The sequence below is a fragment of the Aeromonas sp. SER genome (genome assembly GCF_038739615.1).
GTDB classification, from domain to species: Bacteria; Pseudomonadota; Gammaproteobacteria; order Enterobacterales; family Aeromonadaceae; genus Aeromonas; species Aeromonas jandaei.
The window spans coordinates 1-14525 of record NZ_JBCGFC010000006.1 but is presented as its reverse complement, the minus strand read 5'-3'; the positions used below and the strand labels follow the sequence as shown (position 1 = coordinate 14525).

The following is a 14525-nucleotide window of genomic DNA, read 5'->3' as shown; positions in this document are numbered from 1 at the left end:
GCGTCAGTTCTGGGGCCGGGTGGACTTGCGCTTGCTGATCCAGCGCCAGATGAGGGCGATGACGCCACCTACCAGCAGCACCACCGGCAGGTAGATGATGATGCTGAGGAACTGGGACTGATATTCGGCCGCCAGTTTGGTGTGGCTCAGGTAGTAGCCGAAGCCCACCAGCGGGCAGATCCACATGATGGAGCTGATCAGATTGACGATGAGAAAGCGCCCCTGCGGCAGTTCGGTGGCGCCGACTATGTAGGGGTAGGCGGTGCGGACGAAGGCGATGTAGCGGGCGGTGATCAGGGTGATGATCCCGTATTTGTCCAGCAGGTAGTAAACCTTCTGCTGGTGCTTCTCTTCCACATGGGAGAGCAACCGGTGGTAGAGCTGGGTATGGCCGAGGAAACGCCCCTGCATGTAGCCGAGCCAGGTGCCGACGAAGGTGGCCATGATCAGCAGCGGGATCACCCCGAAGGAGAGCACGTCCTGATAGATGAGGACGCCGGTCAGGATCAACAGGCTGTCGCCGGGCAGGAAAGCGGTGGGGATAAAGCCATTTTCCAATACCAGAAAGGTCAGTAAGACGGCGCAAACCATGAAGGCCATCTTGGGATCGGACAGGGTCACCAGATCCTGATGCATAAAGGCGTGAGCCAGTTGGTAAAACCGCTCCATACTTGCAAACTCCGCAGGTTAGCTGGGTTGATCGGTCAAGGGCATGGCGAGCACCTTGTCGATGCGCAGACCATCCATGTCAACAATTTCCAGTTGCCACTGTTCCAGGGTCACCAGATCGCCGGTGTGTGGAACACGACCAAGGAGCAGCATGATAAGCCCTCCGAGGGTGTGATAGTGATGTTTTTCTTCTTCCGGCAGGCGAACCAGCTCCAGACAGTCCTTCAACTCGGGCAGCGGGATCAGGCCATCGAGCAGCCAGCTGCCGTCGGCGCGCTGGAATGCCCAGTTGTCCTCGCCATCCTCCTGCTGGAAATCCCCGGCCAGCGCCTCCAGCAGATCCTGCTGGGTGACCAGCCCCTGCAGCTCGCCATACTCGTCCACCACCATCACCATCTGTTCGCTGTGGGTGCGGAAGTGGTTGAGCAGCTCGACCCCGTTGAGGGTCTCGGGCAGCAGGCTGCAATCCTCGGTCAGGGCCGCCAGAACGATGGGCTCTCCCTTGATGTAGGCGTGCAGCACCTTGCTGACGTTGATGACCCCCACCAGATCCGACAAGCTGCCGTCGCAGACCGGGAAGAAGCTGTGACGATACTCCACCAGCCGTTGCAGATTGGCCTCCAGCGGCAGCGCCAGGTCCAGATAGCGGATATCGCTGCGCGGCACCATCAGGGAGGAGAGGCTGCGCTCGTCTAAACGAAACACGTTGCGCAGCATGGTGTGTTCGTGATCCTCGATCACCCCGGCTTCCGACCCCTCTACCAGCATGGCATGGATCTCCTCCTCGGTGACGTTGGCGTTGCCATTCTGGTTGACCCGCAGCAGGCGCAAGGTGGTGTTGGTGGATGCCGAGAGCAGCCAGACGAAGGGGCGGGTCATGATGGCAAGCCACAGCATGGGGCGCGCCACCATACAGGCGATGCGCTCGGCGCTGAGTTGGCCAAGCCGCTTGGGCACCAGTTCACCGACCACGATGGAGAGGTAGGTCACCCCCACCACCACGATGACGGTGGCGATAAGTCCGCTGCTCTTGGGGGAGAGTCCCCACTCCTGCAGCCAGAGGGAGAAGGGCTGCGCCAGCAGGGATTCGCCATAGATACCGTTGAGCAGGCCGATGGAGGTGATGCCGATCTGCACGGCGGAGAGGAAATGAGTCGGGTTTTCGCCGAGTTTGAGTGCGATGGCCGCCGAGCGGCTTCCTTCATTGGCCAGCTTGCCAAGGCGCGCCTTGCGGGCGGTGACGATGGCGATTTCCGACATGGCGAAGAGGCCGTTAAGCAAGATCAATCCCAACAGGATCAACAGTTCCATACTGCAGCTGCACTCCTTGAGTAGAAAATATCGCTGGCAGTGTAATGAATTTGGCAGCGATGTGCTTGTGAAAGCGGGTGATCCTGCTCGCTAATTTGATCTCGCAGGGGCAGGGCGTGACGCGGGGGGATGAGAAAAGGGCGGGAGATCCCGCCCTTGGCATGATTGCAGAGTCCCCTGTCAGAACTGCTGGAAGTAGCGCTGGATCTGCTTGGGATCCTTGGTCTGGGTCAGGGAGAGCATCAGCAGCACCCGCGCCTTCTGCGGGTTGAGGGTCTCGGCGGCGACGAAGCCGTACTTGGCGTCATCGATCTCGGCATCCAGAGTGGTGGAGCCGGTCGGTACGCGGGCGGAGCGCACCACGCGGATGCCATCCTTGCTCGCCTGAGCCAGGGTGTCGAACAGGGTGTGGTAGAGGTTGCCGTTACCCACCCCGGCGCTGACGATGCCGTCGAACTTGGCATCCACCATCGCCTTGGCAGGCAAGTCGGTGGCGTTGGCGTAGCTGTAGACGATGCCCACTTGCGGCAGCTTGTCGAGCTTGCTCACGTCAAACGGGGTCTTGCTGGTGTGCAGACGGGCCGGGCTGCGCTGATAGTCGATCTTGCCGTTGTGGATGTAACCCAGCGGGCCGAAGTTGGGGGAGGCGAAGGTCTGCACGCCTGTGGTGTTGGTCTTGGTGACGTCGCGGGCATCGAGCACGGTGTCGTTCATCGCTACCATGACGCCACGTCCCTTGGAGGCGGGGTCAGAGGCGGTCACCACAGCGTTGTAGAGGTTCATCGGGCCGTCGGCACTCATGGCGGTGGAGGGGCGCATGGCGCCGACCAGCACTACCGGCTTGTCGCTCTTGACGGTCAGATTGAGGAAGTAGGCGGTCTCTTCCATGGTGTCGGTGCCGTGGGTGATGACGATGCCATCCACGTCATCCTTGGCCAGCAGCTCGTTGACCCGCTTGGCCAGCTTGAGCCACACCTCGTCGTTCATGTCCTGGGAGCCGATCTTCACCACCTGCTCACCCTGCACGTCGGCCACGTTTTTCATCTCGGGCACGGCGGCGATCAGGGTTTCGATGGCCACCTTGCCAGCCTCGTAGTTGGACTGGGTAGCGGACTGGCCAGCTCCGGCGATGGTGCCGCCGGTCGCCAGAATGTGCACGTTGGGCAGCGCCATGGCCATCGGGGAGAGGGTCAGGCCGACGACGGCGGCGAGCAGGGTCTTGCGGATCGGTAGGGTCATGCTGCAAATCCTTATGGTTGGAATAATCGCAGCCAGTTTGCCCAGATAACCATCAATATCTGTGATAAAAATCACCAAAAGACAGGTGAGTACAGATTTTTAACCTGTTTTATACCTCTATGGAGATAATTTAACTCGCAGAGAAACCCTTGGCTTCAATCAGGGCGATCAGCTCGGCCTTGCTCAGCGCGCTCTCGATGACGGCCTTGCTGCTGGCAAAGTCGACGGTCGCGGTGGTAACGGCAGGCTGGGCCAGCAGGGCTTTTTTGCAGGCTGGCGGCGCAGCCACCACAGGACATGCCGGAGACGGTGAGTTCGATGGTCATAAATGCTCTCCTCGGTTGATATGGCACAAGGGTAAAGCTGTCGCCTCCGGCAAGGTCAAGCCGTCAGTACATCAACCCCGGATAGTTCATCAGGATTGTTCCCAGTCGGTGGATGGGTGGCATGCGAGCCAAGGTTCATAGTGGCGATGAGGTTGGCAGTTTCCTCTGGCAGGGTCAGTACATAAGACCGAGGTAATTCATCAGAGTTGCCCCAAGGCTGGTAGTGACCAGCGAGCCGAGGGTGGTGGTGGCGATGATGTTCGCTGCCAGCACGCTGTCGCCCCCCATGGCGCGGGTCATCACATAGCTGGCGGCGGCAGTCGGGGTGGCGCTGATAAGAAACAGGATGCCGAGTTCCAGATGGCTGAAGCCGAGCAGGGCCGCCCCCAGAGTGAACACCGCTGGAATGAGGCAGAGCCGCATCACGCTGGCCCAGCCGGTCAGCGCCGCCCCGCCGCGCAGGGCGCCGAGACTGAGGGAGGCGCCGGTGCAGAGCAACGCCAGCGGCAACGTCATGTTGGCGAAGTAGCTGCCGGTGGTGAGCAGCAGCTGCGGCATCTTGATGCCGAGCAGGCTGAAGGGAAGGGCCGCCACGATGGCGATGATGAGCGGATTCTTGATGATGCCGAGCAGGATGGGGCGGATGCCGGTCGCGCCGCCGAGGCTGCGGGTGAGGGTGATGACCGCGAGGATGTTGTAGAGCACGGTGACCGCGCCGACGTAGAGCGCTGCCGCCCCCAGCCCCTCGTGGCCATAGGCGTTCTGCACGTAGGCGAGCCCTATGATGGCGCTGTTGCCGCGAAAACTCCCCTGCACGAAGATGCCGCGCAGTCGCTGCTCGCCGATAAAGCGGCCCGCCAGCAGCTCCAGTACCAGATAGCTGGCGACGGTGGCCAGCAGGCCGTAACCGATAAACCAGGGGCTCGGCATGGTGGCGAAGTTGGTGCCAAGAATGCTGAGAAAGAGCAGGGCGGGCAGGGTGACCTGAAACACCAGCCGGGAGGCGGATTCGGTGAAGGGCTCCGGCAGCAGCCCCAGCCGCTTGAGCCAGATGCCGAGCAGCAGGATCACGCAGATGGGGCCTGTGATGGAGAGGGAGAAGAGCAGACTGGCCAGCAGATCCATGGTGGGCGTCCTCCTGATGCGCCGTCCGAAGCGGGGCAAAAAGGGCATTCTAACGCCATGGGCTTGTATTCACAGGGGTTAATCACAACAATGTGGGCAATTTCCACCGCCTGTGCCAAACCCCAGTGAGTCAATCCATGGACAAGAAACTGACCATCCTCGATATCGCCCGCCTCTCGGGGGTCGGCAAGTCGACTGTCTCCCGGGTGCTCAATCAGGATCCCAAGGTGAAGCAGGAGACCCGCGAGCGGGTGGAGCAGATCATCGCCGAGCACGGCTTCGTGCCGAGCAAGTCGGCGCGGGCCATGCGCAGCCAGAGCCAGCAGGTGGTGGGGATCATCGTCTCGCGGCTCGACTCCAGCTCGGAGAATCAGGCGGTGCGCGGCATGCTGGAGACCCTCTACCAGCGCGGCTACGACGCCGTGCTGATGGAGAGCAAGTTCTCTCCGGCCAAGGTGCAGGAGCATCTGGCGGTGCTGGAGCGGCGCGGAGTGGATGGCATCATCCTGTTTGCCTTCAACGATCTCGACTATGCCGCCATGGCGCCGCTCAGGGATAAGCTGGTGCTGGTTGCCCGCGAATATCCCGGTTTCTCCTCGGTCTGTTTTGACGATGTCGGGGCGGTGCACACCATGCTGGGCCAGCTCGCTGCCCGCGGTATCCGCGATATCGCCTATCTGGGGGTGGATACCGCCGACCTCACCACCGGCCAGCGCCGGCTCGACGCCTACCTCGGCTACTGCGCCGAGCAGGGGCTGGCGGCGCGTAGCGCCCTCGGCGATCTCAGCCTGCAGAGCGGCTACCGGTTGGCTGCCGAGCTGCTTACCCTGACCACCGGCGCGCTGGTCTGCGCCAGCGACACCCTCGCCATCGGTGCGGCAAAATACCTGCAAGAGCAGGGGCGTAGCGAGGTGCTGGTGACCGGCCTTGGCAACAATCCCATGTTCACCTTCCTCTTTCCCAACGCCCTCACTCTGGATCTCGGTTACAAGGGGGCAGGGGAGCAGGCGGCGCGGCAGCTGCTCGGCCAGATCGAGCAGGAGCAGCCGCCGCTGGCGACCATAGCCCCTTGCCGTACCCTGTGACCCCCATCACTCCGGACTGAACAAAAAACGCGCTTTTTGTGACGCTGGCCACGAATTGGGAACGTTCCCATTTTGATCTGGCAAGATTGTCGGCATGCTAAATGGGAACGATACCAAAAACGCTCGAGCCCAAAGAGTGGCTCGCAAGGGCGATGCAGACCACTATTCAATGGCGTCACAGAGGGAAGACCCATGTCCAAGATCAACGCACAGCAGCTTGCCACCCTGATCGACAAGATCGGCGGCAAGGAGAACATCGCCACCGTCAGCCACTGCCTGACCCGATTGCGCTTCGTCCTGAACGATCCGGCCAAGGCCGACAGCAAGGCCATCGAAACCATCCCGGCGGTGAAGGGAAGCTTCACTCAGGGCGGTCAGTTCCAGGTGGTGATCGGTAACGAGGTAGAGCAGTGGTACAAGGCGCTGACCGAGCAGCTCGGCGTCAGCGGTGGCAGCAAGGAGGCCGCCAAGCAGGCGGCGCGCCAGAACATGAATCCGCTGGAGCGGGGTATCTCCCATCTGGCGGAGATCTTCGTGCCGCTGCTGCCTGCCATCATCACCGGTGGTTTGATCCTGGGCTTTCGCAACGTCATCGGCGACATCAAGATGTTCGACGATGGCACCCACACCCTCACCGAGATCAGCCAGTTCTGGGCTCAGGTGCACGCCTTCCTCTGGCTGCTGGGCGAGGCGATCTTCCACTTCCTGCCGGTCGGTGTTTGCTGGTCTGCGGTCAAGAAGATGGGCGGCTCCGAGATCCTCGGTATCGTGCTCGGTATCACGCTGGTGTCGCCGCAGTTGATGAACGCCTACGGCATCGGCCAGCAGACTCCCGAGGTGTGGGACTTCGGCCTGTTCGTGATCCAGAAGGTGGGTTATCAGGCGCAGGTCATTCCGGCGCTGTTGGCGGGCGTGTTCCTCGCCTGGGTAGAGACCAACCTCAAGCGGATCATTCCGGCCTATCTCTATCTGGTGATTGTGCCGTTCGTTTCTCTGCTGCTGGCGGTGATCGTGGCCCACGCCTTTATCGGTCCGTTCGGTCGCTGGCTGGGTGACGGTGTCGGCTTCGCTGCCAAGGCCGCCATGACCGGCTCCTTCGCCCCTATCGGTGCCGCCCTGTTCGGTTTCCTCTACGCGCCGCTGGTCATCACCGGCATCCACCACACCACCAACGCGGTGGATCTGCAGCTGATGCAGAGCATGGGTGGCACCCCGATCTGGCCGCTGATTGCCCTCTCCAACATCGCCCAGGCTTCTGCGGTCGTCGGCATCATTCTGATTAGCCGCAAGGAGAACGAACGGGAGATCTCGGTACCTGCCGCCATCTCCGCCTACCTCGGGGTGACCGAACCGGCGATGTACGGTATCAACCTCAAGTACAAGTTCCCCATGCTGTGCGCCATGGTGGGCTCCAGCCTTGCGGCCCTCATCTGCGGTTTCGCCGGGGTGATGGCCAACGGCATCGGGGTAGGCGGCCTGCCGGGCATCCTCTCCATCCAGCCGCAATACTGGGCCGTTTACTCCCTCGCCATGCTGGTCGCCATCGTGGTGCCGGTGGTGCTGACCCTGCTGGTCTACAAGCGCCAGCAAGCAGCCGGCAAGCTGGCCGAAGCCAGCGCCTGAATCTGATTGTCAGGGCGACCCAAGGGGTCGCCCTCTCCCATTTCAATTTGTGACAAGAGAAAGAGCCATGAGCCAAACACCCTGGTGGCAGAGCGCCGTGATTTACCAGATCTATCCCAAGAGCTTTCAGGATTCCGGCGCCCGTGGCACCGGTGATCTCAAGGGGATGATGGCCCGCCTCGATTACCTCAAGACGCTGGGGGTCGATGCCCTCTGGCTGACCCCGGTCTACGTCTCGCCGCAGGTGGACAACGGCTACGACATCGCCGACTACTACGCCATCGACCCCGCCTACGGCACCATGGCTGATTTCGAGGCGCTGCTGGCCGCCGCCCATGCGCGCAACATCCGTATCGTGATGGATATCGTGGTCAACCACACCTCCACCGAGCACACCTGGTTCAAGTCGGCGCTGGGGGATAAAAACAGCCCCTACCGCGACTACTACATCTGGCGCGATCCGGTGGATGGCGGCGTGCCCAACAACTGGCAATCCAAGTTTGGCGGCAGCGCCTGGGAGCTGGACTCTGCCACCGGTCAGTTCTACCTGCACCTGTTTGCCCGCGAGCAGGCGGATCTCAACTGGGAAAATCCGGCGGTGCGCGCCGAGGTGAAAAACATCATCCACTTCTGGGCCAAGAAGGGGGTGGACGGTTTCCGCCTCGACGTCATCAACCTCATCTCCAAGGATCAGGCGTTCCCGAACGACGAGATTGGCGATGGCCGCCGCTTCTATACCGACGGGCCGCGCATCCACGAATTCCTGCAGGATGTGAGCCGCGATGTGTTTGCCCCGGTGGGAGCCATGACGGTGGGGGAGATGTCCTCTACTTCGCTGGAGCACTGCCAGCGCTATGGTGCCCTCGATGGCTCCGAGCTCTCCATGGTGTTCAACTTCCATCACCTCAAGGTGGATTACCCCAACGGCGACAAGTGGACCAAGGCGCCGTTCGATTTCCTCGAACTCAAGCGCATCTTCAACCACTGGCAGAGTGGCATGCACGGCAAGGGGTGGTCGGCGCTGTTCTGGTGCAACCACGATCAGCCGCGCATAGTCTCCCGCTTCGGTGACGAGGGCGAGCATCGGGTTGTGGCCGCCAAGATGCTGGCCAGCACTCTGCACGGTTTGCAGGGCACCCCCTACATCTATCAGGGGGAGGAGATTGGCATGACCAACCCCGGCTATCAGCGCATCGATGACTATCAGGATGTGGAGAGCCGCAACATCTTCGCCATCAAGCAGGCTGAAGGGATGAGCGAGGCCGAGATCCTCGCCATTCTCGGTGCCAAGTCCCGCGACAACTCGCGCACCCCGATGCAGTGGAGCGCTGCGGCCAATGCCGGTTTCACCAGCGGAACGCCCTGGCTCAAGCCTGCTGCCAACTATTCCGAGGTCAACGCCGAGGCGGCGCTGGCCGACCAGAACTCGGTGTTCTGGCACTATCGGGATCTCATCGCCCTGCGCAAGGCGCACCCCATCTTCACTCAGGGGGATTATCAGGAGCTGCTGACCGGGCACCCGCAGATCTGGGCCTATGCCCGCCGCGCCAACGGTCAGACCCTGCTGGTGGTGAGCAACTTCTACGGCGAGCCGGTGGAGTTTGCCTTGCCTGCCGAGCTGCAAAGCGGGCAAGGTCGGCTGCTGCTCGGCAACTACCCGGATAGCCCGGCCCAACCGCAATCGGGTATGCTGCGCCCTTATGAATCCCTGATCTGGCTGATGGAGTAGGTAATGGAGAAGGTGGTGCGCGGTGCCGAGTGGCAGAAGATGGTTGCGGGGGAGCCTTATGATGCGGGCGATCCCGAGCTGAAAGCGGCGCGCGAGCGCTGCCGCAGGCTCTATCACACCTTCAACACCAGCTGGCAGGAGAAACCGGCACGGGATGCTTTGCTGCACGAGCTGCTCGGTAGCCGCGGCCAGGAGTGTGCCATCAATCCGCCGTTCTTTTGCGACTATGGCGCCAACATCTTCGTCGGCGAGAACTTCTACGCCAACGTCAATTGCACCATCCTCGACGTCTGTGAGGTGCACATCGGCGACAACGTGCTGCTGGCGCCCGGGGTGCAGATCTACACCGCCGCTCACCCGGTGGCGGTGGCGCCGCGCATCAGGGGGGTCGAGTTCGGCAAGCCGGTACGGATCGGTCACAACGTCTGGATTGGCGGCAGTACGGTTATCTGCCCCGGCGTCACTATCGGTGACAACTGCGTCATCGGCGCCGGTTCGGTGGTGACCAAAGATGTGCCCGCCAATGTGGTGGCGGCCGGCAACCCCTGTCGGGTATTGCGGGCGATGACGGCGGAGGAGCTCGCAGGCCTCGAATAGGCATTTTCGAGGGGCTTGGCAGCACTTTTTATCATTTGTTTTTTTAAATGATATTGCCGCCATCATTTGCTTATCGAATGGCTGGTAACCCCTCAAAACGCCCAGTTGGCGCGGTTTCGGGGCGATTTTCCCCTTCCAAAGCATTCACCCGATCTACATGCAACCGGGCCCCGGTTCGGATTATTGTCCATTGATTGCTCATGTCTGGCTGAGGGCGGCCGATACTCTTTGATGCAGGAGGTAACCTATGGACATATCCAGCTCTGCAAATGCGTCGTTCGGTTCTGCGTTGATGGCGGCCAGTCTGGCCAAAAAACAGCAGACCCAAGAGGGCGAATCCGCACTGAAATTGCTGCAAACCGCAGCGCAATCCGCTCCGGCTGCGCCGACATCGGCCAGCGCTTCCCTCGGAAGCAATATCGATATCCGCGTCTGAGCGATAAAAAAGCCCCCATCTCTCGATGGGGGCTTTCTTTTATTGGACTGTTACCTGTCAGGCTCAGACCGGGAAAGGGGCTGGCGCCTCGAAGGTCATCCGCTCGCCGCTGCGGGGGTGGCTGATGGTCAGACTGGCCGCATGCAGATAAAGGTGCGGTGCCGCCGCCAGCGCATCCGGGTTGGCGTAGAGGTTATCGCCGAGGATGGGGTGACCCAGCTCCAGCATATGGACCCGCAGCTGATGGGAGCGACCGGTAATCGGGGTCAGCTTGATCAGGCTGTTGCCATTCTCCACCTTCAGCTTCTGCCACAGGGTCAGGGCATGGCGCCCCTCCTCATGGTCAACTTTCTGTTTCGGCCGGTTGGGCCAGTCGACGCAGAGCGGCAGGTCCACTTCACCCGCATCCTGTTCCGGTTCACCCCACACCCAGGCGAGGTAGTGCTTCTCGGTCTCCCGTTCGCGGAATTGCCGGCTCAGCTCCCGGTGGGAGTTGGGGTTGAGCGGGATCACCAGCACGCCGGTGGTCGCCATGTCGAGGCGATGGGCGGCTGCCGCCTTGGGGTGTTGCTGCTTGACCCGATGGAGCACGCTGTCTTCGTTCTCGGGGCCGCGCCCGGGGACGCTCAGCAGGCCAGTGGGCTTGTTGACCACCATGATGTCCTTGTCCTTGAACAGGATATCGAGCCAGGGTTCCAGGGGCGGTGAGTATACAAACATAGCGTCTCGCATCTTTGGTCAAAGCGGGGGCAAGCCCCCATCAGTTATGGGTTACCACGATAAAAAGTGCATGGCAGCCAACTTGCGTTGGGTTTGGCCATTTCACCGTTTTATCAGTTATGGGTTACCACAATAAAGCGGATGGCATCCAGCTTGAGCTGGGTCTGGTCGATCAGGTGGTGCAATTCTGCCTGCAGATTGCGCAGATATTCCAGCTCGCTGTCGCGCACGTTCGGGTTGACCGCCTTGAGCGCCTCCAGACGATCGAGATCCTGCTGCAGGGTCTGCGCCATCTGGGCGCGGGCCTTGTCGACAATCCCGGCTTTCAGCTCTTCGGCAATCGCCTGACCCTGGCCAATCAGACCGTGGATCACCGGCTGGGATGCTGTCACCAGCTTGCTGCCAAGGTGGCGGTTGACCGGCGTCAGCTGGCGGTTGAATGCATCGAACGCCACCTTCTCGCCGAGGTTGTTGCCGTTTTTGTCCATCAGCAGGCGGATCGGTGTCGGTGGCATGAAGCGGTAGAGCTGGGGATGAGCCGCAGACTCGGCGACGAAGATCAGCTCCAGCAGGATGGAACCGACCGGCAGCGCCTTGTTCTTGAGCAGGGCCACCGAGGTGGCACCGATCTCGGAGCCGAGGATCAGATCGATACCGCCGCGCATCATGGGGTGATCCCAGGAGAGGAACGACATATCGTCCCGCGACAGGGCGGTGGTGCGATCAAAGGTGATGGTCATGCCGTCTTGCGGCAGGCCCGGGAAGCTGGGCACCAGCATGTGATCGCCCGGCATCAGCACCAGCGCGTTCTCGCCGCGATCGTCCTGATTGACGCCGATCTCGTCGAACATCTTGAGGGCGAAGGAGATCATGCCGGTGTCGTCATCTTCGGCGGCCAGCTTCTCGACCAATTGTTTGGCAGCTTCGCCACCGCTGGAGTGGATCTCCAGCAGGCGATCGCGGCCCTGTTCCAGCTTGGCCTTGAGCGGCTCGTGCAACTCGCGGGTGCGGGTCAGCAGTGCTTCGAGGGTCGCCTGATCACCTGTGTTGGCGGCCAGCAGCTCGAACAGCTCGTCACGCACCGCTTCAAATACCGGGCGGGCGGTCGGGCAGGTCTGCTCGAATGCATCGAGGCCATCGTGATACCAGAGCTGCAGGGCGCGCTGGGAGGTACCCTCCAGATAGGGAACGTGGATTTCGACGGTGTTCTGCTGACCGATGCGATCGAGACGGCCGATCCGCTGCTCCAGCAGATCCGGGTTGAGGGGCAGATCGAACAGCACCAGATGGCTGGCAAACTGGAAGTTGCGACCTTCGGAGCCGATCTCGGAGCAGAGCAGCACCTGGGCGCCACCCTCCTGCTGGGCGAAATAGGCGGAGGCCTTGTCCCGCTCGAGGATGGACATCCCCTCGTGGAACACGGCGGCGCGGATCCCCTCGCGGGTGCGCACGGCTTCTTCCAGCGCGATGGCGGTGGCCGCTTCGGAGCAGATCACCAGCACCTTCTGCTGACGGGCAGAGATCAGCAGCTCCAGCAGCCAGTCGACGCGCGGGTCAAACTGGGTCCAGCTGGCGCTGTCGCCTTCAAACTGCTGGAAGATCTTCTCGGGGTAGAGGTAGCGCAGGGCACGGGTCTGCAGATCGCCACCATTGCCACCCATCATGCCCATCACCTTGATGGCGGTCTTGTACTGCTCCGGCAGCGGCATGGGGTAGACGTTGAGGTGACGCTCAGGGAAGCCCTGAATATTGGCGCGGCTGTTGCGAAACAGGACGCGGCCGGTGCCGTGCTGATCCAGCAACTTGGCGACCGCCTGTTGACGGGCGGCGGCATCGCCGAGATCCAGACCGGTCAGTTGATCGGCCAGGATGGCTTTGGCGTTGTCGCTCAGGGTCTCGCCATCCAGCAGCTCTTGCGCGGCGCTGGCGACCTGACCATAGGCCTGCTCCTCGTCGAGGAAGGCGTCGTAGTCGTAGAAACGCTCGGGGTCGAGCAGGCGCAGACGGGCGAAGTGGCTCTGGTGGCCCAGCTGATCCGGGGTGGCGGTCAGCAGCAGCACGCCCGGCACCTGTTCGGCCAGCGCTTCCACCATTTCATAGGCACGGCTCGGCGCCTCTTCGCTCCACTCCAGATGGTGTGCTTCATCGACAACCAGCAGATCCCACTCGGCTTCCAGCACCTGCTCGAAGCGACGACGCTTCTTGCGCAGGAAGTCGAGGCTGCAGATCACCAGCTGTTCGGTCTCGAAGGGGTTTTCCGCATCGGCGAACGCCTCGATGCAGCGCTCCTCGTCAAACAGGGAGAAGTGCAGGTTGAAACGGCGCAGCATTTCGACCAGCCACTGGTGCTGGAGCGTCTCGGGCAGCAGGATCAGCACCCGATGGGCGCGGCCGGAGAGCAGCTGCTGATGAATGATCATGCCCGCTTCGATGGTCTTACCCAGACCAACCTCATCGGCCAGCAGTACGCGCGGGGCGTAGCGGTGACCCACCTCGTGGGCAATATAGAGCTGGTGCGGGATCAGGCTGACCCGGCCACCGGCCAGACCGCGGGTCGGATTGCGACGACGCTTGTGCTGGTTGACCAGCGCCTCGTAGCGCAGGGTAAAGCGGGACATCCGATCGATCTGACCGGCGAACAGGCGATCCTGCGGCTTGTTGAACTTGATAAAGTTGTTGAGAAACACTTCCTTGAGGACAACCGGCTCATCATTGTCGGTGCGAACACCTACATATATAAGCAGGCCATCTTTCTCCTGCACTTCGTCGACCGTCATGGTCCAGTCTTCGTGACTGGCAATCTGATCGCCCACATTGAAGCTGACCCGGGTTACCGGCGCCTCTTCTTTGGCATACATGCGGTTTTCACCGGTAGCCGGGAACAACAGGGTAACCATGCGTCCTTCAACAGCAACGACAGTCCCCAAACCAAGATCCGTCTCTGTATCACTAATCCAACGCTGGCCAAGTGCAAAAGGCATTAAACTCTCCAAAGCCCAAGAGTGTGTGAATCGCAAAGGGGCGCTATGTTACCCGAAGGAGTGACCTCGATCACCAAGGATATAGAGGGATGAGATCAAATCATGATGGCCCTGATTTGTCGTAGAGAAGGCACTAAAGAAGATAGCCGGAGGCGACTGTGGTGGGCTGTTTCGTGGAATAAATCATCGTTTCGAACAATAAGTAAGCGGTCGCACAGGAAATGCGAATTTAATGCAAAAACACCCTTGCCAACGTGATCAGGAGCCCTATAATGCGCCTCCATCGACAAGGCAAGCGGCAACGCAGAAAGCCTGAGTCGATAACCTCGAAAAGCCTTTGCAAATAAGGCTTGACTCGAGAAGGCGGTTGAGTAGAATGCCACTCCCGCAGCAGCAAAAGCTGCATCGCTCTTTAACAATTTGAATCAAGCAATCTGTGTGGGCACTCACAGCATCGAGCATCAAAAACAATTTTTGATTTTCAATGTCTGATGAAGTGACCAAAGCAACTTTATGTTGCAGCAGTTAATTCAGCAATTCATTGAGCCGCCTTAATTGGCAACCAAACTTAAATTGAAGAGTTTGATCATGGCTCAGATTGAACGCTGGCGGCAGGCCTAACACATGCAAGTCGAGCGGCAGCGGGAAAGTAGCTTGCTACTTTTGCCGGCGAGCGGCGGACGG

Annotated in this window: 11 protein-coding genes, 1 rRNA gene and 1 pseudogene; 6 read left to right on the top strand and 7 right to left on the bottom strand. The window is 60.9% G+C overall.

What is annotated here, in order from left to right:
• Window positions 1–3: 3 nt before the first annotated feature.
• The 5 genes and pseudogenes from AAHA41_RS10575 to AAHA41_RS10555 form a co-directional block, all read right to left on the bottom strand.
• The gene (locus AAHA41_RS10575) at window positions 4–669 is read right to left on the bottom strand and encodes a DedA family protein (RefSeq protein ID WP_201915482.1); all 666 of its coding nucleotides are present in this window, start codon (window positions 667–669) and stop codon (window positions 4–6) included.
• An 18-nt stretch (window positions 670–687) separates the two neighbouring features.
• Complete coding sequence (locus tag AAHA41_RS10570) at window positions 688–1980, bottom strand: hemolysin family protein (protein WP_323070501.1); 1293 nt, start codon at window positions 1978–1980, stop codon at window positions 688–690.
• A 180-nt stretch (window positions 1981–2160) separates the two neighbouring features.
• Window positions 2161–3219, bottom strand: a complete 1059-nt coding sequence (gene ansB / locus AAHA41_RS10565) for an L-asparaginase 2 (protein ID WP_323070500.1) — start codon at window positions 3217–3219, stop codon at window positions 2161–2163.
• 130 nt (window positions 3220–3349) lie between these two features.
• A pseudogene (locus AAHA41_RS10560) lies at window positions 3350–3545 on the bottom strand (heavy metal-associated domain-containing protein).
• Window positions 3546–3719: 174 nt separating this feature from the next.
• A complete protein-coding gene (locus AAHA41_RS10555) occupies window positions 3720–4670 on the bottom strand; it encodes an AEC family transporter (RefSeq protein ID WP_201930718.1) in 951 nt (316 codons plus the stop codon).
• A 137-nt stretch (window positions 4671–4807) separates the two neighbouring features.
• On the opposite strand from AAHA41_RS10555, the gene treR reads away from it, so the two are divergent.
• The 5 genes from treR to AAHA41_RS10530 all read left to right on the top strand — a co-directional run bounded on the left by treR (window position 4808) and on the right by AAHA41_RS10530 (window position 10140).
• A complete protein-coding gene (treR, locus tag AAHA41_RS10550) occupies window positions 4808–5755 on the top strand; it encodes a trehalose operon repressor TreR (protein WP_323070499.1) in 948 nt (315 codons plus the stop codon).
• 192 nt (window positions 5756–5947) lie between these two features.
• Window positions 5948–7378, top strand: a complete 1431-nt coding sequence (gene treB / locus AAHA41_RS10545; RefSeq protein ID WP_104016537.1) for a PTS trehalose transporter subunit IIBC — start codon at window positions 5948–5950, stop codon at window positions 7376–7378.
• Between the two features lie 67 nt (window positions 7379–7445).
• Window positions 7446–9107 (top strand): alpha,alpha-phosphotrehalase, encoded by a 1662-nt coding sequence (treC, locus tag AAHA41_RS10540; RefSeq protein ID WP_323070498.1) that lies wholly within the window; start codon window positions 7446–7448, stop codon window positions 9105–9107.
• Between the two features lie 3 nt (window positions 9108–9110).
• Window positions 9111–9704, top strand: a complete 594-nt coding sequence (locus AAHA41_RS10535; protein WP_323070497.1) for a sugar O-acetyltransferase — start codon at window positions 9111–9113, stop codon at window positions 9702–9704.
• A gap of 247 nt (window positions 9705–9951) precedes the next feature.
• Window positions 9952–10140 (top strand): hypothetical protein, encoded by a 189-nt coding sequence (locus tag AAHA41_RS10530; protein ID WP_019446232.1) that lies wholly within the window; start codon window positions 9952–9954, stop codon window positions 10138–10140.
• Window positions 10141–10203: 63 nt separating this feature from the next.
• On the opposite strand, the gene rluA is transcribed toward AAHA41_RS10530, so the two are convergent.
• Entirely contained in the window at window positions 10204–10860 is a 657-nt protein-coding gene (gene rluA / locus AAHA41_RS10525) for a bifunctional tRNA pseudouridine(32) synthase/23S rRNA pseudouridine(746) synthase RluA (protein WP_043852217.1), read from the bottom strand.
• 113 nt (window positions 10861–10973) lie between these two features.
• On the bottom strand, window positions 10974–13841 hold the full coding sequence (rapA, locus tag AAHA41_RS10520; protein ID WP_323070496.1) for an RNA polymerase-associated protein RapA: 2868 nt from the start codon (window positions 13839–13841) through the stop codon (window positions 10974–10976).
• A gap of 570 nt (window positions 13842–14411) precedes the next feature.
• Here rapA and AAHA41_RS10515 point away from each other — a divergent pair.
• Window positions 14412–14525, top strand: a 16S ribosomal RNA gene (locus AAHA41_RS10515); the annotation flags it as partial.

Bases quoted from the DNA above. Each gene is read 5' to 3' on its own strand.
- AAHA41_RS10530 (WP_019446232.1), top strand. From the start codon at position 9,952: ATGGACATATCCAGCTCTGCAAATGCGTCGTTCGGTTCTGCGTTGATG.
- AAHA41_RS10555 (WP_201930718.1), bottom strand. From the start codon at position 4,670: ATGGATCTGCTGGCCAGTCTGCTCTTCTCCCTCTCCATCACAGGCCCC.
- AAHA41_RS10575 (WP_201915482.1), bottom strand. From the start codon at position 669: ATGGAGCGGTTTTACCAACTGGCTCACGCCTTTATGCATCAGGATCTG.
- treR (WP_323070499.1), top strand. From the start codon at position 4,808: ATGGACAAGAAACTGACCATCCTCGATATCGCCCGCCTCTCGGGGGTC.
- treB (WP_104016537.1), top strand. From the start codon at position 5,948: ATGTCCAAGATCAACGCACAGCAGCTTGCCACCCTGATCGACAAGATC.
- AAHA41_RS10570 (WP_323070501.1), bottom strand. From the start codon at position 1,980: ATGGAACTGTTGATCCTGTTGGGATTGATCTTGCTTAACGGCCTCTTC.
- AAHA41_RS10535 (WP_323070497.1), top strand. From the start codon at position 9,111: ATGGAGAAGGTGGTGCGCGGTGCCGAGTGGCAGAAGATGGTTGCGGGG.
- rapA (WP_323070496.1), bottom strand. From the start codon at position 13,841: ATGCCTTTTGCACTTGGCCAGCGTTGGATTAGTGATACAGAGACGGAT.
- treC (WP_323070498.1), top strand. From the start codon at position 7,446: ATGAGCCAAACACCCTGGTGGCAGAGCGCCGTGATTTACCAGATCTAT.
- ansB (WP_323070500.1), bottom strand. From the start codon at position 3,219: ATGACCCTACCGATCCGCAAGACCCTGCTCGCCGCCGTCGTCGGCCTG.
- rluA (WP_043852217.1), bottom strand. From the start codon at position 10,860: ATGTTTGTATACTCACCGCCCCTGGAACCCTGGCTCGATATCCTGTTC.